The organism is Herbaspirillum robiniae, assembly GCF_002213415.1.
In the GTDB taxonomy this organism is placed as follows: domain Bacteria; phylum Pseudomonadota; class Gammaproteobacteria; order Burkholderiales; family Burkholderiaceae_D; genus Herbaspirillum; species Herbaspirillum robiniae.
In genome coordinates this window covers 174,337-192,627 of sequence record NZ_NJGU01000011.1, presented here as the reverse complement: position 1 = coordinate 192,627, position 18,291 = coordinate 174,337, and the positions used below count along the sequence as shown (strand labels likewise).

Here is an 18,291-nt window from a genome sequence, read left to right as displayed (position 1 = left end):
GCCCACGGAGCCCATGTGAACAACGACACCGCGCCCAACCGCCATCCCGATGCCGACCACGGCGCCACCGTGGTCATCACCCACCGCATCCGCCACGGCATGCATGCGCAGTACGAGGCCTGGCTGGCCGAAGTGGCCGCCTCCAGCCAGGCCGCCGCCGGCCTCATCGACTGGCAGGTGGTGCGCCCGGTCAAGGGCGTCACGACCGCCTATACGGTGATCCTCAGGTTCGAGTCGCCGCAGCGGCTGCAGCAGTGGATGGGCTCGGCGCAACGTGCCGCGCATATCGAACGCGTCAAACCCTTCCTCGCGCGCGACGACGAATTCTTCGTGCGCAGCGGACTGGACTTCTGGTTCTCGCCGGAAGGCGCCAAGGCCAGGCTGCCGGTCAGATGGAAGCAGTTCCTGCTGACCTGGTCGGCGATCTTCCCGCTCTCGCTGGCGACGTCACAACTGGTGCTGCCGCTGCTGCACGGAGCGGGCCTGCCGCACTGGCGCGGGCTCGACGGCCTGATCGGCTCCGGCATGGTGGTCGCGCTCATGGTGTACGTGGTCATGCCGCGCTATACGCGGCTGGCGCAGCGCTGGCTGTTCGCCCGCTGAGGATGTCCTGAGCGGCCAAAGAAAAAGCCCGCAAGCGCGGGCTTTTTTGCGGACGCCGGCGCATCAGCCGGCGCAGCCGATTTCCTTGCCGTGCCTGAAGCAGGTCGACTTCTCCACGCCGCCCTTGTTGCTGGTGTTGCGGCCGTCCGGACGGCCCCGGGCGTCGGCCTGTTCCACCGTCACCAGGCGCGTTCCCTCGTAGTACGATTTCTCTTGGCGCTGCCCGCCTGCGCCCGCCACCGGGCGCTTGAGGAAGAATTTCTGCGCGCCGCCCGCCGCCAGCGTGGTGGCGCTGGTGATGAACGCGCCCGCCGGCGTCTCTGCGCTGCTGGCCACCGAGACATCGCCGCCGTTGACCGACCTGCGCAGTTCGGTGCGATGGATCACCCGGCCATCCCTGATGGTGGCGACCACCCGGCCGGTCTCCTGCGAGCGGGCCCTAAATCCCGGCCCCCAGGCCTGGCGAGTGGCCTCGTAGACCAGTTCCACCACACCGTCCAGTTTGCCGCCCCGGCATTCGGCCACGACCGGATGCACCGCCACCTTGCTGAACTTGTGGCCGAAAGCCTTGCCGCCCTGGCGGCCGGCGTAGTCGGAAGTGCCGGTCAGGTCTTGCACCAGCTTGGCCGGCACTGCGCAAGGCCAGCGGCCCGCGGCCTCGGCATGAAAATAGTTGTCCGGCGCGGCCAGGTAGCCCTGGTACTGGGCGTTGGCCTCTTGCAGCAGGGCGGCCTGGGCGGCATCCTCGACCTGCGGCAATTGCAGCGGCTGCGCCTGGACGGCGACGGCGCTCAAGGCGAGGCCGCAGGCGGCCAGATAGTTGACGACGGACATGATGGTTTCCCCTGTGATGTGACATTGTTCGCGAATCCGGCAAATCCGACGAATCCCGCGAATACGACGAGTCCGCGCTAGCGTACCCCGAAAGCCCCGGCGGCAGTCAGTTTCCTTGCCGTGTGGTCTGACAGGCATCTTGCGCGCATGGCGTGACGCCGATATGTCATCCGGAGCGCCGCGTGTTTCAATTGAAACCGACGGCATCCGCACGGATGCGCAGCGCCACCGTCAACCCAGTCTTTGCGCCAGCAAGCGGTGCGAGTGGACGCGATCCTCGAGGTGATAGGCCCAGTTGGTGAGGCCGATCTCGTCGGCGCCGACACGATCGGCCACCTCGCCGATGCGCCGCGCGAGCTCGCCGGCGTCGCCCACCAGGTTGACTTCCAGCTGCTGCGCGATGCGCGCCTCGCGTCCCCTCATCAGGGAATGCGCGTGCGCGAGCGCGGGCGGCTCGATCGGCGCGCGCACGCCCTCGTCCAGCCGGATGCGCCACAAGGCGCGCGACGAGAACAGGTAACGCGCCTGCTCGGCGGTGTCGGCGGCCAGCGCGAAAAACATCAGCGCCGTATAGGGCGCATCCAGATGCGCGCCGGCCATGAAGGCGGCGCGATAGGCGGCGAAGGCCTGCTCCTCGATGCCGCGGCTCTGCTCGGCCGAATAGTTGAAGCACATGGGCAGCCCCAGGCCACCCGCGGTGCGCGCGCCCTCCACCGAGGTCACCAGCATCCACGGCAGGGCGCAACCGGGATTGCGCGGCAGCGCGTCGATGCGGTGCGCATGTTCCGGCATGACGCGGTCGTCGCGCAGCCAGTCCAGCAGCTCGCGCACCTTGGCTTCGAAACCCTCGCGCGCGCTGCTGCCCTGCGGGTTGAGTACCGAGAAGATCTGCGGATCGCCGCCCGGCGAGCGCCCCAGCCCGAGGTCGATGCGCCCCGGCGCCAGCGCCTCCAGCACGCGGAACTGCTCGGCCACCTTGAACGGCGCGTAGAACGGCAGCAGGATGCCGGCCGCGCCGATGCGCATGCGCCCGGTCAAGACCGACAGCGCGCCCAGCATGACCTCGGGCGCGCTGCCGACGATGGCGCCGTTGTTGTGATGCTCCGACACCCAGAAGCGGTGGTAGCCCTGCTGCTCGCACTGCTGCGCCAGCGTCAGCGTATCGCGCAGGGCATCCGCGTGCGAGCGGCCGGCGCCGCAGGCCGACTGGTCGAAGGCGATCAACGGGCGACGCTTCGTCATGCCGCCGCTCCGGTCGGGATCACGTAGGGAATGCCGTCGTCGCAGCCGACCCGCGCGTGCACGCCATACACGGCGAGGATGTTGGCCGGCGTCAACACCTCGCGCCACGGCCCGGCGGCGTGGATGCGGCCGCCGGCCAGCATCACCAGCCGGTCGGCGAAACGCGCGGCCAGCGCCAGGTCGTGGATCGCCACCAGCATGGCGGCGTCGCGCGCGCGGGCGATCTCGCGCACCGCCTGCATCGCCTCCACCTGATGGCGCAGGTCGAGGTCGCTGGTAGGCTCGTCCAGCAGCATCAGCCGCCCTTCCTGCGCCATGGCGCGCGCCAGCATCACGCGCTGGCGCTCACCGCCGCTGAGGCGATCGACCGGGCGCAAGGCCAGTTCTTCCAGATGCAGGCGCGAGATGGCTTCAAGCGCAATCGCCAGGTCGCGCTCGCCGCTGCCGCGCCGCCGGTGCGGGGCCCGGCCCAGCAGCACCATGTCGAGCACGCGCAAGGCCATGCTGCCGCCGGCCTGCTGCGGCACCCACGACACCGTGCGCGCGAGTTCGCGCGGCGCCAGCGCGGCGGCGTCGCGCCCGTCGACGAGGATGCGCCCGCGGTAGCGGCCGGCCAGCTGGTTCACGCAGCGCAGCAGCGTGCTCTTGCCGGCCCCGTTGGGCCCCAGCAGCGCCACCACTTCGCCGGCGGCGACGTCCAGCCGAATGCCGTCGAGGATTTCGCGCTCGCCGTGGCGGTAGTGCAAGGCGTCGATGTGCAGCATCACAGCTCTCCCTTGTGGCGGCTGGACAGCAACAGGTGCAGGAACAGCGGCACGCCGATATAGGCCACTACGATGCCCACCGGAATGATCACCGGCGCGAACAGCAGGCGCCCGGCCAGGTCGGCCGCCAGCACCAGCAGCGCGCCGGTGGCGGCGGAAAACGGCAGCAGCCAGCGATGGTCGCCGCCCACCACCAGGCGCGCGATGTGCGGCGCCACCAGGCCGACGAAACCGATCACGCCGGTGAAGCTGACGATGGACGCGGTCGTCATGACCGCCGCCACCGTCACCACCGCGCGCACGCGCCGCACCGGAAATCCCAGCGCGGCGGCGGCATCGTCGCCGCCGGCGGCGAAGGCGTTGAGCGCCCAGGCATGCGCCAGCAGCACCGGCGCGCAAGCCAGCAGCACCACACCGCAGACCGATACCTCGCGCCAGGTGATGCCGTTGAGCGAACCGAAACTCCACTGCACGATGGCGGCCAGCTGCTGTTCGCTGGCGACGAACTGCACGCTGGCCGTCAGCGCCCCGAACAGGTAGGTCAGTCCGACCCCGCCCAGCACCAGCATCGTTGCCGACACCCCGCGCAAGGCGGCGAACGCCAGCACCATGGCCGCGCAGCTCACCGCGCAGGCGAACGCGGCGGCGACGATCAGGTAAGGCCCGAACGCGTGTCCGCCGGCGCCGGCCAGGATCGCCAGCGAAGCGCCGAAAGCAGCCGCCGGGGAAATGCCTACCGTGTAGGGGCTGACCAGCGGATTGCGCGTGATGCCCTGCATGGCCGCGCCCGACAGCGCCAGTCCGGCGCCGGCGGCCAGCGCCATCACGGTGCGCGGCAGGCGCAGCTCGAGCAGCACCGCGCGCGGCGCATCGGCGATGCCGGCCTGCCAGCGCTGCGGCAGCAGCAGGATGCGCAGGACCTCGCCCGGCGCGATGCCGCGCGCGCCCAGGCACAGCGAGGCCAGCGCCATCAGCAATAGCAGCGCGACGGCGGCCGCCGCCAGCCACAGCCGGCGACGCCGGCGGGCGCGCAGCTGCAGCGCCAGCGGCATCATTTGCGCAGCTCCGCCAGCGACACCGAATAACCGCCCGGCGCCGGCACGTCCTGGAACTGCTCCAGCCAGACCTTCATCGCCTGTTCGGGATCGACGTCGGCGAAGCGCCCCGGATAGAGCCACTTGGCGATCTGCAGCGCGCCGATGATCTTGGAGCAGCCGCCGGCCAGGTAATAGCTGATGTGATACACCTGCCCGCTGCGCACCGCCGGCAGGGAGGCGAAGCCGGGACGCGCGGCGATGCCCTTGAGCACCTGCTCGGAGAACGCGCGCGGATGCGGCAGGTACTGGCCCGGCTCCAGCTTGACGATGAGCTCCGGTCGGCGCGCGATCACTTCCTCGGGATCCACGGAAAAGCCCTGCACCGTGCCGCGCGCGGAAGACTGTCCGGCGATCTCGACGTCGCCGAACACGTTCTGCCCGCCGCCCAGCTCAACCATGTCGTGCCAGCCCGAGCCTTTGAGCAGGGTCTTGTAGTTGCCGACTTCCTCGATGTAGACGCGCTTGCGCGCCACGCCCCTGAGCCGCTGCGCCAGCAGGTCGCGGTAGCCGCGGTAGAAGGCGTTGAGCCGCGCCGCGCGCTGCGGCTGGCCGAACAGCCGTCCCAGCAGCTCGACGTTCTGCTCGTGCTTCAGCACGTCCCACGCGGTCAGCACCACCACCGTGATATGGAAGCGCCCCAGCACCTCGGCCGCCTTTTGCCAGTCGCTGTTGCGCGGGAAGAAGACCACCTCCGGCCGCATGGCGACGATGGCTTCGTAGTTGGGACTGGACTGGCCCTGCCCGGCCAGCATGCCGGGCGTGACCGTGGGCCAGTACTCCTTGCTGCGCGCGGAGTCGATGTCCACGCCGACCACCGCCGGCATGCCGCCGACGGCGCGCACGAACTCGGTGGTGTAACGGTTGAACACCACCACGCGCCGCAAGGGCACCGGCAGCGTGATCTCGCGGCCGGCGTCGTCGCGAAAGCGCAGCTGGCCACCCTGCTGGCCGAGGACGGCCGGGTCATCCGCATGCGCGGGTAACGCCGGCAACGCCAGCAGCGCCGCGCACGCCAACAGCAGCAGCGCCGGCGCTGCACGCCATCCGGTGCGCTGGCGCACCATGCGGACACGCAGGTCAGAACGCATAGTTCATGGTCAACGTGTAGCTGCGCGGCGCGCCCAGGATCCACTGCGTGGCGGTGCCGGCGTAGGTGGACGCGGCATAGACCTTGTCGGTCAGGTTGTCGATGCGGAAGTCGAACTTCAGGCGATCCGTGGCGCGCCAGGCCAGGCCCGCGTCCAGTACGGTGTAGGCGGGCAGGCGCGAGACGTCGGTGTTGTCCGAATAGCGGTCGCTGACGTAATGAGCGCCGCTGCGCGCTTCCCACTGCGGCATGAAGTTCCAGGCGACGAACAGGTTGCCGGTGCGCTTGGGCGCGAACTGCGGACGATAGCCCTGCAGCGAGGTCGGCTTGCCGCCGACGCTGGCCACGAAGTCGTCGAACTGCGCCTGCAGGATCGACGCGTTGGCTTCGATGCGCCAGTCGCGCGTGGGCCGGAAGGTGATCGAGGCTTCCAGGCCGCGCGAAGACTGCTGGCCCACGGTGTCGGACAGCGAGGTGTTGTTGATGTTGGGCGTGAGCAGGTTGCTCTTGATGATGCGATAGGCGGCCAGCGTCCAGTCCAGCTTGCCGTCCCACAGCGATTGCTTCACGCCGAGTTCGACCTGCTTGCCCCTGGACACCGCGTACTGCATCTGCGAGGCGCTGATGCTGGCCAGCGAAGTCGCCGGGTCGGACGCCACCGCGTACTGCGCGTACAGCGAGATGTCGCGCACCGGGGTGAACACCACGCCGGTGTTCCACGACACGGCGTTGATGTTGCCGCTGGCGCTGGCGCCGGTCTGCGTGTCATCGCGCCTGGTCTGGTAGTTGTCGCCGCGCACGCCGCCGCTGATGGTCCACTGGTCGGCCAGCTGGTAGCGGTCCTGCAGGAACACGCCGGCCTGGTCCAGCGTCACCCGGTACAGGTAGCGCATGGACGCCGTGGTGCCTTGCGAGAACACGCCGGGATTGAAACCGGCCGCGCTGACCGTGCTCGAGCCCGGGAAGTTGCCGGCGCTGTTGGTGTTGTCGTTGCGGTCGTAGGTCGAGCGGTTGACGTCGAAGCCCGCGACCAGCTGGTTCTTGCGGCCCAGCAGCTGGCCGTCGATGGTGGCGTAGCCGTGGTCGCCGTACTGGGTCTGGTAGCCGATGATGTCGCGGTAGTTGGAGCGCGCGACGTTGCCGGTAGCCGGATTGTAGGTGTAGGTATAGGTTTCCTTGTAGCGACGCTCGTGCTTAATCAGGTAGACGTCGTTGTTGAGCACCACGTCGGGCGTGAGCTGGTAGCGCGCGCGCAGGTAGGTGCGGTTCTCGGTGAAGCGCACCTGGGCGTCGTCGACGTTGAAGTTCTTGTAGCGCAGGCTCTGGATCACGCTGCCGTTGGCGATCGGCGTGCCTTCATAGCTGCCGGGATTGATATCGCCGTAGTCGTTGGAGAGCGTCAGCGTCAGGTCGCGCGTGGCCTTCCATGCCAGCGCGGCCGAGACGGCGAGACTGTCGTTGCGGCCGCGCTCCATCCAGCCGTCCGAACTGGTGTGGCTGGCGTTGATGCGATAGGCCCAGTGGTCGTTCAACGGACCGCTGCTGTCGACCGCCTGGCGCCAGGTGCCGAAGGAGCCGGCGGAGAGCTGCACCTCGTTGGATTGCTTGCTGAAGTCGGGCTTCTTGGGCACCACGTTGACGGCGCCGCCGACAAAGCCGGTGCCGTACAGCACCGAGGCCGGGCCGCTGAGGAACTCCACGCGCTCGACGTTCCACGGATCGAACGGGAAGGTCACCACGCCGCCGGCGTTGTAGAGCTGCAGGCCGTCGTACAGCTGCGAGATCGAGTTGGGGCCGTAGAAGCCGCGCGCCGACAGCGAATTGTTGCCGTTGCCCGAGAACGGCACCGAGCTCACGCCAGGCGCGCGCGTCTCGGCCTCCAGCAGGCTCTGGTAACCGCGCTCGCGGATGGTGTCGCCGGAGATGGTGGTGACGCTGGCCGGGGTCTCCAGCGGCGTCAGCTCCAGGCGGCCGCCGGCGGTGCCGGGCTTTTTCAGCTCGCTCTCGGTCTGGGTCGAGACCACGATCTCGGGCAATGCCGCCGCGCCCTCGGCCTGGGCCCAGGCATGGGCGCCGCCCAGCGCCGAGCAGGCGCCGGCCAGCGCAACGGCCAGGCGCTTGCGGCGCAGCCGCACGACGGCCATGGATGAGTCGGATTGGAGGTGCGCGGCCGCTGCCGTCTTCCCGCTTTGCTTCTTCATTGACGCTTCCTGTTGGTGGCCGCCGGATGGGGTGAGGCTGGCCGTTTCTTGTGGAGCGCGCCTCCCCGCGCGCTGCGATCAAGGGAAACAGGAGAACGGAAATCGTGGCGACGGCCGCGGCGAGTCCAACGCGCAAGCGCACCGGCGCGCAACGCGGACAGGAGCAATCCCGCGCCGCGCGCACGCCATTCGTCTTGTTCGAAAAATCGGTTGATTCGCCAGGCAGTCGCGACACACCCCGGTCGCCTGCGTCCATCCGTCCTGGCCGGTATCCGGGCTGACAGAACCGATCGCCACGCCTTCCCATACCTGGTCTTGCCGGTACAGTGGACCTTGGAGGCAACCTGCCGCATCGAAGGATGCGGCGCCTGTCTTACCGTTGCGGGGGCAGCACACGTTGACCGCCGGCAACGCCGGCGCGTGTTTCCCGTTTAACTGCGGCCGGGAATCCGGCCGCGAGCACCAAAACGCGCGTATGTTACTCGCGTTGTCACCCGGCGCGCAACGCCGGCCGTTGCAGCCATGCCTCGCCGCCAATGAAAAAGAGCCCGCGCAATGGCGGGCTCAACCCTGGCATCCCCTGACGGCGGGATGCCGGGGATCAGGCCTGTTCTCCCGGCTTGGTCACGGTGATCGGTTCCACCACGCTCAGCAGCAGCACCAGACACAGCAGCGCGGTGCCGACCATGTACAGGAACACGCTGGTCCAGCTGTAGCTGTCCAGCAGCAAGCCTACCGCCAGCGGCGCGCAGGCGCCGCCGATCTGGCCCAGCGAGTTGACGATGCCGAACGCGGTCGGATAGGTGGACTTGGTGGCCAGGCCCATCGGATAGGCGGAATAGCCGGCGAAACCGATGCCCAGCATCAGGCCCGACGCCATCAGCGTGATGCCGAGATAAAGCACGCTGTCCGGCGCTTCAATCAGCAGCAGCATCATCACCACGGTGCCCAGCGCGCCCAGCATCATCATCGGCTTGCGACGGCCGCCCAGCAGCCGGTCGGAGATGATGCCGCCCAGCATGTTGCCGGCCACTGCGCCGATAAAGGGCGCCGAGGCAAGAAAGCCCATCTTTACCGAGGCGAAACCTTTCACCGTCACCAGGTAGGTCGGGATCCACGACATGAAGATATTGCTGATGCCGATCATGCAGCCGTAGCCGATGGCCACGCCGATGATGTTCCAGGAGGTGAAGACCTGGCGCAGCGTCTCCAGGCGCGGCACGCGCCGGGTGCGGTTGATCGCGTCCAGCCACGGCATGGCGCTGACCTGCGCGCCGGCCTGCGGCCTGGCGCCGGCGGCGGCCGAGGGCGGCAGCTCCTGGCTGATGTAGCGGCGCTCGGCGTCGTTGCAGAAGCGGTTGCCGGTCGGCGAATTGGTCACCAGGAACATCCACAGGATGGCCAGGAACACGCCCGGCACCGCGAACACGTAGAAGATCTCGCGCCAGCCCCACAGCTCGATGACGATGATGCATACCGTCGGCACGATCAGCGGGCCCAGCTTGGAGGCGGCAATCCACAGTCCGGTGGCCGTGCCCTTTTCCTCAGGCGGGAACCAGCGGTTGATGACGTTGGTGCAGCCTATGCCCAGCGGCCCTTCCGACAAGCCCAGGCCGACGCGGTACGCCTGCAGCAGCAGCACCGAGGAAGTGGTGCCCATGAGGCCGGTAAATAGCGAAGTCAGCAGCATGAACACCGAGAACAGGAAGCCCGTGGTCTTCTCGCTCAGTCGCTTGTACATCAGGCCCACCGGGATCTGCACGAAACCATAGGCGAACGAGAACAGGCTGACGATCAGCCCGGCCTCGGTGTTGCTGATGCCGTACTCCTTCTTCATGTACGGCAGGGCGATGCCGAAATTGGCGCGGTCGGCGCAGGCGACGGCCCAGATGCAGAAAATCAGGCCCATCACCACCCAGCGGTAGCCGGTGCGCTTTTCATGCTGGCGGAATGCCTCCGCCGGGGGCGGGGATGCGGCGGATGACTGGCTGGCGACGGTGTCTGCGGCGTCGGCGTGATTCATCGTCGGACTCCTTTGATGGCGTGTCTCGTGATTGTTGTTCCGGCGCAGGCGGCTGCGCGGCGGCGGGAGCGGGCCTGCCGTGAAGAAGAAAGGGGGAAGGGGCAAGGCCGCTAGGAAGCGCCCGGCCTGGTCGGATGGTTCACGTCTGTCTCCAATGCATGTACGGGCTTTGTTGTGCGTCCCCGGACGGGGACATGTTGCGCCCTGGTTATGGTCGCGGCGGTTTGCCGACGCTGGAAATCATCGCCGCCGGCGCAGCGCCCGTCCAATCTTTTCTCGCTATTAGGTGATGCGCGGATTGAATCGATCCCGCGCGTCATTTCCGGTATCAGTTGATAGCCTTTTCGGATTGGACGCCCGCTGCGAAAGCCCGCATCATCCGCCGGCATCGCCATCGACAGACAAGGAGTCCCGCAATGAAATCCCACGTGCTGCAGCTCAATCCCATCCTGGTGCCGGCCATCAACGACAAGCTCGACAGCCTGTATCACATGCACCGCCTGTTCGAGAAGGAAGACAAGGATGCCTGGATCCGCGAGCACGGCGACGCCGTCGAAGGCGTGATCACCGGCGGCCATACCGGCATCGCCAATACGCTGATCGACCGCCTGCCGGCGCTGAAGGTGATCGCCGTCAACGGCGTGGGCACCGATGCGGTCGACCTGGCCTACGCGCGCAGCAAGGGTATCCCGGTGACCGGCACCTTCGGCGCGCTGACCGAGGATGTGGCCGACCTCGCCATCGCCCTGATGCTGACGGTGTGCCGGCAGATCTGCCCCGGCAATGCATTCGTCAAGCGCGGCGACTGGGTGAAGCATCCGCATCCGGGCGCCATTCCCCTGTCGCGCCGCCTCAGCGGCAAGCGCGTGGGCATCGTCGGCATGGGCAAGGTGGGACGCGCCATCGCTCAGCGCGCGGCCGCCTTCGGCTGCCCGATCAACTACACCGACCTGCGCGCGATGGACGACCTGCCGCACCGGTTCGTGCCGGACCTGATCCAGCTGGCGCGGGAGAGCGAGGTGCTGGTGCTGGCGGCCGCGGCCGACAAGGCCCAGGGCATCATCAACGCCTCCGTGCTGGACGCGCTGGGCCGCGACGGCTACCTCATCAACATCGCGCGCGGCAAGCTGGTGGTGGAGCGCGACCTGGTCGACGCGCTGGAACGCGGCGTGATCGCGGGCGCCGGCCTGGATGTGTTCGCCGACGAGCCCAATGTGCCGCCGGCTTTGCTGGGAATGGACCAGGTGGTGCTGCAGGCGCACCGCGCCAGCGCCACCGTGGAGTCGCGCACGGCCATGGGCGAGATGGTGCTGGCCAGCCTGGCGCAAGGCTTGGCCGGACAGCGCCCCGACGGCAGCCTGACCACCTGAGCCGCACGGGATCGCACCGCTGCGACGCCATGCCTATAATGCAGGCGCCCCTTTACTCGCGATCCGTGAACATGCTCGATCTGGCACAAGTCCGCTGCTTCGTCGTGGCGGCGACTGAACTCAACTTCCGCCGCGCCGCCGCCCTGCTCAACATGACCCAGCCGCCGCTGAGCCGGCAGATCCATCTGTTGGAGCACAAGCTGGGCGTGCAGCTGTTCGAGCGGGTCGGACGCACGGTGCGCCTGACCACCGAAGGTCGCGTGTTCCTGGCCGACGCCACGCGCCTGCTGCAACTGTCGGAGCAGGCCGAAAGCGCGGTGCGCCGCGCCAGCCAGGGCAAGACCGGACGGGTGCGGGTGGGTTTCACCGGCGCGGCCGGCTATGAACTGATACCGGAGCTGGTCAAGGCGGCGCAGGAGGCCTTGCCGGACATCGACGTGGTGCTGTTCGAGCTGATCTCGGTGGCGCAGATCGAGGCGTTCACCGCCAATACCATCGACATCGGCTTCATGCGGCCGCTGCCCTCGCGCCAGCAGCTGGAGTTCGAACTGGTCGACGAGGAGCCGCTGATCGTGGCCATGCCCAGGGGCCATGCGCTGGCCGCCCACGACCGCATCGCCACCCGGCAGCTGGACGGCCAGCCCTTCATCATGCATTCGCCCACGCACGGAAAATACTTCTACGAACGCATCATGGCCATGCTCGGCGCCGACGACGTCAAACCCGACATCACCCAGTACATCGACCAGACCCACACCATCCTCTCGCTGGTGCGCGCCGGACTGGGCGTGGGCATCCTGCCGGAATCGGCACAGCGCTTCCACTATGACAACGTGGAGTTCCGGCCGCTGGCCGGCAACATCGCGCGCGCCGAAATGAGCATGGCCTGGCGCCGCGACCAGGACAATCCCGCCGTCACCGCCTTCCGGCTGATGGCCTCGGACTACTTCGCCGCGCGCCAGCGCCGGTAAGCGAGGAAAAGCGGCGCGGGCTCAGGCGCCGAGGTGTTCGTAGAGGATCACCGCGCCCACGCCGATCAGCACCACGCCGCCGATGATCTCGGCGCGCTTGCCGACCACGCTGCCCAGCATGCGGCCCACCATCACGCCGATGGTCACCATGAGGGTGGTGGCCAGGCCGATCAGCAGCGACGCCTCGAGGATGCTGACGTCGACGAAGGCCAGGCCCACGCCCACCGCCATGGCGTCGATGCTGGTGGCGACCGCGGTCAGCGCCAGCATCAGCAGCGACTGCTTCTGCGGCTCGGGCGAGGCTTCTTCCTCTTCTTTGCCCATGCCTTCGCGGATCATGCGTCCGCCCAGCACCAGCAGCAGCGTGAAGGCGATCCAGTGGTCCCATTCCGAAACCCATTGGGTGGCGACCGAGCCGGCGAACCAGCCGATCAGCGGCGTGATGGCTTCGATCACGCCGAACAGCAGGCCGATGCGCAGCGCCTGCAACAGGCGCGGCTTTTGCATCGCGGCGCCCTTGCCGATGGCGGCGGCGAACGCGTCGGTAGACATCGCGAAAGCGAGAAGGATGAGCGACGGGAAATTCATGAAGCGGGGTTCCTGGGTCGGGCATGTCCATGGACGCAGCAATGCGCCCGACCTGGAGCACAGATGCGTCTATGGTCTCGCCTACCAAGTTGGCTACCCGCGCCACGGCTGTTGCCGAGAATGTTGACGCGGGCTCTTCCGGATTGCCCGGAAGCTGGCTACTCCCCAAAGAGAAGGTCGCATTCTAACCGATGTACGCGATGCGCGCGCAAGCGCCTGGCGTTGCTGTTGCATGTCCGCCATGCATTGCACGGCGGCAATCCGGCCAATCCGGTGTGCTTCATACCAACGTATGATTTTTCGCCGCGCCTGCGCTTGCTAACCTGCATCTCAGGCGCTGCCGCAACCGCGGCGGCGCCGTCCGCCGTCACCGCCAGAAAGGAGCCAGCATGGCCGCCTCCGACCGCCACTTCCTCATCGTCGACGACTTCGCGCCGATGCGCCGCATCGTCGGCGCGCTGCTCAAGGAACTCGGCTACCCGCGCCAGAGCGAGGCCGACGACGGCAGCGCGGCCTGGAAGCTCCTGGAGTCGGGCGCGAGCTCGATTGATTTCGTGCTGACCGACTGGAACATGCCGGTGATGGACGGCATCGCCCTGCTGCGCAAGATCCGCAGCCATCCGAGGCTGTGCCGGCTGCCGGTGCTGATGCTCACCGCCGAGACCCACAAGGACCACATCATCCTGGCCGCCGAGACCGGCGCCGACGGCTACATCGTCAAGCCCTTCAACGCCGATACGCTGGAGCGCCAGGTGCGCCGCATCCTGCAGCGCCGCGCGCAGGTCCTGGCCGCAGCCTGAGGCCTGCGCGCATGAAAACTGTACTCGTCGGCCGTCGCGCGATCTATTCCCTTCGACCGGCGCGACGCGCGCCTATGCTGGCGGCATCACCACCGGGAGCATGAAATGAGCATCAAGGAAGACGACGGCACCGTCAAACCCTATACCCACGCGGCGGCCGGCTGGGGCGCGCTGAAGTTCGTGGCGCTGAACCTGCTGAAGGAGCGCGTGCAAGGCAGCAACTACCGCATGCTGTTCGGCCAGAACCAGCCGGGCGGCTTCGACTGCCCCGGCTGCGCCTGGCCCGACAGGGAGCATGCCTCGACCTTCGAGTTCTGCGAGAACGGCATCAAGGCGGTGGCCGCGGAGTCCACCGGCAAGCGCGTCACGCCGGCCTTCTTCGCCGCGCACACGGTGACCGAACTGATGGACGAGACCGACCACGAGCTCGAGCAGCACGGCCGCCTGACCGACCCCATGGTCTACGACGCCGTCGCCGACCGCTATGTGCCGATCGCATGGGAGCAGGCCTACGCGCTGGTGGCGCGTCACCTGCAGGCGCTGCCCTCGCCCGACCAGGCCGCCTTCTACACCTCGGGGCGCGCCAGCAATGAAGCGGCGTTCCTGTACCAGCTGTTCGTGCGCGCCTACGGCACCAACAACTTCCCCGACTGTTCCAACATGTGCCACGAGGCCACCAGCCGCGGCCTGCCGCAGACGGTGGGCGTGGGCAAGGGCACGGTGGTGCTGGAGGATTTCGAGCATGCGGACACGCTGCTGATCTTCGGCCAGAACCCGGCCACCAACCATCCGCGCATGCTGGGCGAACTGCGCGAATGCGCCAGGCGCGGCGCCACCATCGTCTCCATCAATCCGCTGCGCGAGCGCGGGCTGGAGCGCTTCACCAGCCCGCAGCATCCGGTGGAGATGCTGACCATGTCGAGCACGCCGATCAGCTCCATGTTCATCCAGCCGCGCCTCTCGGGCGACCTGGCGCTGATCAAGGCCATGGCCAAGCGCACGCTGGAACTGGACGAAGAAGCGCAGGCCGCGGGCGCGCCGCGGGTGCTGGATGCGGATTTCATCGGGCGCCATACCAGCGGTTTCGAGGCCTTCGCGCAGGACCTGCGCAACGAGAGCTGGGGCCTGCTGGTGGCCGAGTCGGGCGTGCCGCGCGAACAGATCGAGGCGCTCACGCAGGTGTTCGTGCGCGGCCGGCGCGTGATCTGCACCTGGGGCATGGGGCTGACCCAGCACAAGAATTCGCTGCTGACGGTGACCATGCTGTCGAACCTGATGATGATGCGCGGCCAGATCGGCAAACAGGGCGCGGGCCTGTGCCCGGTGCGCGGCCACTCCAACGTGCAGGGCAACCGCACCGTGGGCATCGAGGAACAACCTTCGCAGGCCTTCCTCGACCGCCTGCAGCAGGTGTTCCATTTCGACCCGCCGCGCCATCACGGCTACGACGTGGTGCGCACCATCGAAGCGATGCTGGCGGGCGAGGTGAAGGTGTTCATGGGGCTGGGCGGCAATTTCGCCAGCGCCACGCCGGATACGCCGCGCACCTGGGCCGGCCTGCGCCAGTGCGAACTGACGGTGCACCTGGCCACCAAGCTCAACCGCAGCCACCTGGTGCACGGCAAGGAGGCGCTGCTGCTGCCGGTGCTGGGCCGCACCGAGATCGACATGCAGGCAGGCCGCGCGCAGGGCGTGACGGTGGAGGATTCGATGAGCATGGTGCACATCTCCTTCGGCATGAACCAGCCGGCCTCGCCCAACCTGCGTTCCGAGACCGCGATCGTCGCCGGCATCGCGCATGCCACGCTGGGCGACGCGCCGATCGACTGGCTCGGGCATGCCGCCGACTACGCCCGCATCCGCGACCTGATCGAGCGGGTGTTCGACGATTTCCACGACTACAACGCCCGCGTGGCCAAACCCGGCGGTTTCCACCTGAAGGTGGCCTCGCGCGAGATGGAGTGGAGTACGGCCAGCGGCAAGGCGCAGTTCCTGGTGCATCCGATCGACCGCGCCTCGCCGCTGCAGCGGGCGCGCGAACGCCACGGCGAAAAGCTGATGACGCTGATGACCACGCGCTCGCACGACCAGTACAACACCACCGTCTACGGACTGGACGACCGCTATCGCGGCGTGTTCGGCATGCGCCGCGTGGTGTTCGCCAACGCCGACGACATCGCCATGCTGGGCTTCGCCGACGGCGACTGGGTGAACCTGGTGAGCGTATGGGATGACGGCATCGAACGCCGCGCCGACCGCTTCCGCTTGGTCAGCTACGACATTCCGCGCGGCTGCATGGCCGCCTACTATCCCGAGACCAACCCGCTGGTGCCGCTGTCGAGCTATGCCGACGGCGCCGGCACGCCGACGTCGAAGTCGATCCCGGTGCTGCTGGAAGCGGCCTGAGAGCGCCTGATCAGTACAGGAGCGCCTGCTTGCCCTGGGCGCTGATGGCCGACGGGTCCTGCTGCAGCAGACCCATGGAGCCGATCTGCGCCAGCTTCTGCTGCCAGCGATAGCGGCCGTCGGCGGTGCGGTTGTCCTTGCCGTCGCGCAGTTGCTCGGCGAAGTCGCGCACGATGGCCGACTGCAGCGGCGTGCTGACGTCGGAGACCTGCTCGCCCAGCACGTACTTGGTGACGCGCGTGTTCTGGCTGGCCGACTGGCTCAGCGTGGCCTTGCTCAGGTAGCCCAGCTGGTAGCCGATCTCCAGCTTGCTGGACGCCTGGTCGTCGATCTGGTGATAGGTGTAGTTCTGCGAATTCTTGTCGGTGCCGAGCTTGAGCGGCAGGTCCGGCTGCAGCGACTCGTGCCACGAGGCCTTCAGGCTGGAGTGCTGCTGCTGCACGATGCCGCGGTTGGCCTGGTTCTGACCGGTGATGCTGGTCTGCTGCGAGACCTGGTAGTCGAAGCCGTCGATTTCATTGCGCCGCAACGGATTGGGCGAGTCGGTGGCCTGCGAGATCGAGGCCGTGAAGTCGGCCAGCCCGGACAGCATCTGGCGGTCGTCGGCATCGGCGGACACTGCCGGCATGGCCTTGCCCGGCATGTAGCCCTGGGCCGGATAGTTGCCGTTGAGCTGGGCGAAGGCGTCCTTGAACAGCGTGGTCAGGCCGGCGTCGCCGTGGCCGCGGCGCGACGCCGCGTCGAACTGCTGCAGGTAGCTGGCGATGGCGCGCTGGCGCTGCTCGCCGCTGCCCAGGATGGCGGTGTTCTTCAGGTCGACTTCGACCTTCATGTTGCCCGACGGGCCGGTGGTGGACAGCGTGCGCTGCTGCGCATCGGCGTGGAACGCCACGTTCTGGTCGCCGATCCTGGCCTTGAGGTCGACCGCGGCCAGGGCCTGGGTGTCGAACTTCATCAGGCCGTCCAGCGCCAGTTTCGGCGGCTGCCCGGCCAGGCCGTCGATGGCGGCCTGGAAGGCGTCGCCCAGCTTGCGCAGCGACTCGCGGTCGACGTCGGTCAGCGTGCCCTGCTCCAGGTCGATGTTGACGGCGATGCCGTCACTGTTGGTCGAGAGCGAGAAATTGACCTTGGCGCCGCCCACGGTCGTGACCGACAGGCCGATGCCGTCGGTGGCGAAGCGCTGCAGCTGGTCGCGCAGCACGCCTTGCACACCGGCGTCGCCCTGCATGGCCTGGTCCGAGGTCAGCACCGATTGCGCATAGCCGTTGCCGCCCTCGCTCACATGGTCGAGCAAGGCGCGGCCCAGTCCCTGCAACCGGCCGGCCAGGTCGCCCGCGCCGGCGGCGCCGGCCATCAGCGAGCTGATGGCGTCGGCCTGCTTGGTCTGCCAGACCGGCTGCCTGGCGTTGGCCAGCAACCCGGACGGCGAATACAGCGACACGCCGGCGGAGGACGCGCCCAGCACGACGGTGTCAGACTGGCTGCCCACGGCAGCGCTGCCAGCGGCGCTGCTGCGCGCCGCCGGCTGGTAGGCGGCGGATACGGATGAGGCGGACAGCGGGGCAATGGTCGTCATGTCGTCGGTGCGCTTGAAGTCGGTAATGGCACTAACGGCGTCTTTACAAAAATCTTTACATGTTGGAACGGGCCGTTCCGATACGACCAGTCTCCCCTGCCCGCTACAGCATGCGCCGCAAGGTGTCGTCGCGCCGCAGGAAGTGGTGGAACAGCGCCGCCAGCACATGCAGGCCGATCACGTAATAGAAGAGCTCGCCCAGGGTCTCGTGCACTTCCTTGATGCTGCGCGACAGCTCCTTGTCGAGCGCGAAGGGCGAGGCGACCTGCAGCTCGGTCAGCGGCACCGGGATCGCGCCGCGCCCCAGCCAGACGGTGAGCATGCCCAGCAGCGGCTGGGCGAACAGGAACAGGTAGAGCAGCAGGTGCGTGATCCACGCCAGCTTTTGCATGACCGAAGAGAGCGGCGGCGTGATGGCCGGCGCGCCGTGCGCGCGGCGGTTGAACACGCGCGGGATGGCCAGCAGCAGCACCGCGATGCCGGCCCAGTAGTGCGACTGGACCACCAGCGTGCGCTCGGGCGAGCCGCGCGCGAATTCGCCGCGCGAGAGGATCAGCGTGTAGGCCGCCACGATCAGGAGGGCGATGATCCAGTGCAGCCAGCGGGCGGCGGCGTTGTAGCGGTGCGGCGAGAGACTTGTTTGCATGCGGGCTCCTTGGGCGGATGGCTGAAGGCTACGAGGTACGGCAGTGACGCCGGGGTCAGGCATGCGAGCCGCGCACGGCCTCA

15 protein-coding genes and 2 riboswitches are annotated in these 18,291 nt (G+C 68.1%); of the genes, 5 read left to right on the top strand and 10 right to left on the bottom strand.

The window, feature by feature from the left end; translation table 11 throughout:
• Positions 1 to 15 precede the first annotated feature (15 nt).
• The gene (locus CEJ42_RS20090; protein ID WP_088752298.1) at positions 16 to 603 is read left to right on the top strand and encodes an antibiotic biosynthesis monooxygenase; all 588 of its coding nucleotides are present in this window, start codon (positions 16 to 18) and stop codon (positions 601 to 603) included.
• Between the two features lie 63 nt (positions 604 to 666).
• Here the strand turns inward: CEJ42_RS20090 and CEJ42_RS20085 are convergent, their stop codons facing one another.
• The 7 genes from CEJ42_RS20085 to CEJ42_RS20055 form a co-directional block, all read right to left on the bottom strand.
• Positions 667 to 1,437, bottom strand: coding sequence for a hypothetical protein (locus CEJ42_RS20085; protein WP_088752297.1), 771 nt, complete (start codon positions 1,435 to 1,437; stop codon positions 667 to 669).
• A 231-nt stretch (positions 1,438 to 1,668) separates the two neighbouring features.
• The gene (locus tag CEJ42_RS20080; protein ID WP_088752296.1) at positions 1,669 to 2,679 is read right to left on the bottom strand and encodes an MsnO8 family LLM class oxidoreductase; all 1,011 of its coding nucleotides are present in this window, start codon (positions 2,677 to 2,679) and stop codon (positions 1,669 to 1,671) included.
• Complete coding sequence (locus tag CEJ42_RS20075) at positions 2,676 to 3,443, bottom strand: ABC transporter ATP-binding protein (RefSeq protein WP_088752295.1); 768 nt, start codon at positions 3,441 to 3,443, stop codon at positions 2,676 to 2,678. The genes CEJ42_RS20080 and CEJ42_RS20075 overlap by 4 nt, the downstream gene beginning before the upstream one ends.
• A complete protein-coding gene (locus CEJ42_RS20070; RefSeq protein ID WP_088752294.1) occupies positions 3,443 to 4,498 on the bottom strand; it encodes a FecCD family ABC transporter permease in 1,056 nt (351 codons plus the stop codon). The genes CEJ42_RS20075 and CEJ42_RS20070 overlap by 1 nt, the downstream gene beginning before the upstream one ends.
• The gene (locus CEJ42_RS20065) at positions 4,495 to 5,628 is read right to left on the bottom strand and encodes an ABC transporter substrate-binding protein (RefSeq protein ID WP_243397907.1); all 1,134 of its coding nucleotides are present in this window, start codon (positions 5,626 to 5,628) and stop codon (positions 4,495 to 4,497) included. The genes CEJ42_RS20070 and CEJ42_RS20065 overlap by 4 nt, the downstream gene beginning before the upstream one ends.
• Complete coding sequence (locus tag CEJ42_RS20060; protein WP_243397906.1) at positions 5,618 to 7,828, bottom strand: TonB-dependent receptor; 2,211 nt, start codon at positions 7,826 to 7,828, stop codon at positions 5,618 to 5,620. The genes CEJ42_RS20065 and CEJ42_RS20060 overlap by 11 nt, the downstream gene beginning before the upstream one ends.
• Before the next feature lie 246 nt (positions 7,829 to 8,074).
• Positions 8,075 to 8,310: riboswitch (cobalamin riboswitch) on the bottom strand.
• 119 nt (positions 8,311 to 8,429) lie between these two features.
• The gene (locus CEJ42_RS20055) at positions 8,430 to 9,851 is read right to left on the bottom strand and encodes an MFS transporter (RefSeq protein WP_079216907.1); all 1,422 of its coding nucleotides are present in this window, start codon (positions 9,849 to 9,851) and stop codon (positions 8,430 to 8,432) included.
• A 416-nt stretch (positions 9,852 to 10,267) separates the two neighbouring features.
• Between CEJ42_RS20055 and CEJ42_RS20050 the strand changes: the two genes are divergently transcribed.
• Together CEJ42_RS20050 and CEJ42_RS20045 are read left to right on the top strand one after the other, a co-directional pair.
• On the top strand, positions 10,268 to 11,221 hold the full coding sequence (locus CEJ42_RS20050; protein ID WP_088752292.1) for a 2-hydroxyacid dehydrogenase: 954 nt from the start codon (positions 10,268 to 10,270) through the stop codon (positions 11,219 to 11,221).
• A 71-nt stretch (positions 11,222 to 11,292) separates the two neighbouring features.
• Positions 11,293 to 12,192 (top strand): LysR family transcriptional regulator, encoded by a 900-nt coding sequence (locus CEJ42_RS20045; RefSeq protein ID WP_088752291.1) that lies wholly within the window; start codon positions 11,293 to 11,295, stop codon positions 12,190 to 12,192.
• A 21-nt stretch (positions 12,193 to 12,213) separates the two neighbouring features.
• On the opposite strand, the gene mntP is transcribed toward CEJ42_RS20045, so the two are convergent.
• Positions 12,214 to 12,780: a manganese efflux pump MntP gene (gene mntP / locus CEJ42_RS20040; protein ID WP_079216910.1), complete on the bottom strand. Its 567-nt coding sequence runs from the start codon at positions 12,778 to 12,780 to the stop codon at positions 12,214 to 12,216.
• Positions 12,781 to 12,790: 10 nt separating this feature from the next.
• Positions 12,791 to 12,959: riboswitch (yybP-ykoY riboswitch) on the bottom strand.
• Between the two features lie 210 nt (positions 12,960 to 13,169).
• Here mntP and CEJ42_RS20035 point away from each other — a divergent pair.
• Positions 13,170 to 13,580: a response regulator gene (locus CEJ42_RS20035; RefSeq protein WP_088752290.1), complete on the top strand. Its 411-nt coding sequence runs from the start codon at positions 13,170 to 13,172 to the stop codon at positions 13,578 to 13,580.
• Between the two features lie 105 nt (positions 13,581 to 13,685).
• Positions 13,686 to 15,986: an FdhF/YdeP family oxidoreductase gene (locus CEJ42_RS20030; RefSeq protein ID WP_088752289.1), complete on the top strand. Its 2,301-nt coding sequence runs from the start codon at positions 13,686 to 13,688 to the stop codon at positions 15,984 to 15,986.
• A gap of 10 nt (positions 15,987 to 15,996) precedes the next feature.
• Here the strand turns inward: CEJ42_RS20030 and CEJ42_RS20025 are convergent, their stop codons facing one another.
• Together CEJ42_RS20025 and CEJ42_RS20020 are read right to left on the bottom strand one after the other, a co-directional pair.
• On the bottom strand, positions 15,997 to 17,562 hold the full coding sequence (locus CEJ42_RS20025) for a hypothetical protein (RefSeq protein ID WP_243397905.1): 1,566 nt from the start codon (positions 17,560 to 17,562) through the stop codon (positions 15,997 to 15,999).
• 103 nt (positions 17,563 to 17,665) lie between these two features.
• On the bottom strand, positions 17,666 to 18,208 hold the full coding sequence (locus CEJ42_RS20020; protein ID WP_079216913.1) for a cytochrome b: 543 nt from the start codon (positions 18,206 to 18,208) through the stop codon (positions 17,666 to 17,668).
• Between the last annotated feature and the right edge of the window lie 83 nt (positions 18,209 to 18,291).

What these genes read in the sequence shown, in the direction of transcription:
- CEJ42_RS20085 (WP_088752297.1), bottom strand. Translation starts at nt 1,437, where the DNA reads ATGTCCGTCGTCAACTATCTGGCCGCCTGCGGCCTCGCCTTGAGCGCC.
- CEJ42_RS20080 (WP_088752296.1), bottom strand. Translation starts at nt 2,679, where the DNA reads ATGACGAAGCGTCGCCCGTTGATCGCCTTCGACCAGTCGGCCTGCGGC.
- CEJ42_RS20075 (WP_088752295.1), bottom strand. Translation starts at nt 3,443, where the DNA reads ATGCTGCACATCGACGCCTTGCACTACCGCCACGGCGAGCGCGAAATC.
- CEJ42_RS20070 (WP_088752294.1), bottom strand. Translation starts at nt 4,498, where the DNA reads ATGATGCCGCTGGCGCTGCAGCTGCGCGCCCGCCGGCGTCGCCGGCTG.
- CEJ42_RS20065 (WP_243397907.1), bottom strand. Translation starts at nt 5,628, where the DNA reads ATGCGTTCTGACCTGCGTGTCCGCATGGTGCGCCAGCGCACCGGATGG.
- CEJ42_RS20060 (WP_243397906.1), bottom strand. Translation starts at nt 7,828, where the DNA reads ATGAAGAAGCAAAGCGGGAAGACGGCAGCGGCCGCGCACCTCCAATCC.
- CEJ42_RS20055 (WP_079216907.1), bottom strand. Translation starts at nt 9,851, where the DNA reads ATGAATCACGCCGACGCCGCAGACACCGTCGCCAGCCAGTCATCCGCC.
- CEJ42_RS20050 (WP_088752292.1), top strand. Translation starts at nt 10,268, where the DNA reads ATGAAATCCCACGTGCTGCAGCTCAATCCCATCCTGGTGCCGGCCATC.
- CEJ42_RS20045 (WP_088752291.1), top strand. Translation starts at nt 11,293, where the DNA reads ATGCTCGATCTGGCACAAGTCCGCTGCTTCGTCGTGGCGGCGACTGAA.
- mntP (WP_079216910.1), bottom strand. Translation starts at nt 12,780, where the DNA reads ATGAATTTCCCGTCGCTCATCCTTCTCGCTTTCGCGATGTCTACCGAC.
- CEJ42_RS20035 (WP_088752290.1), top strand. Translation starts at nt 13,170, where the DNA reads ATGGCCGCCTCCGACCGCCACTTCCTCATCGTCGACGACTTCGCGCCG.
- CEJ42_RS20030 (WP_088752289.1), top strand. Translation starts at nt 13,686, where the DNA reads ATGAGCATCAAGGAAGACGACGGCACCGTCAAACCCTATACCCACGCG.
- CEJ42_RS20025 (WP_243397905.1), bottom strand. Translation starts at nt 17,562, where the DNA reads ATGACGACCATTGCCCCGCTGTCCGCCTCATCCGTATCCGCCGCCTAC.
- CEJ42_RS20020 (WP_079216913.1), bottom strand. Translation starts at nt 18,208, where the DNA reads ATGCAAACAAGTCTCTCGCCGCACCGCTACAACGCCGCCGCCCGCTGG.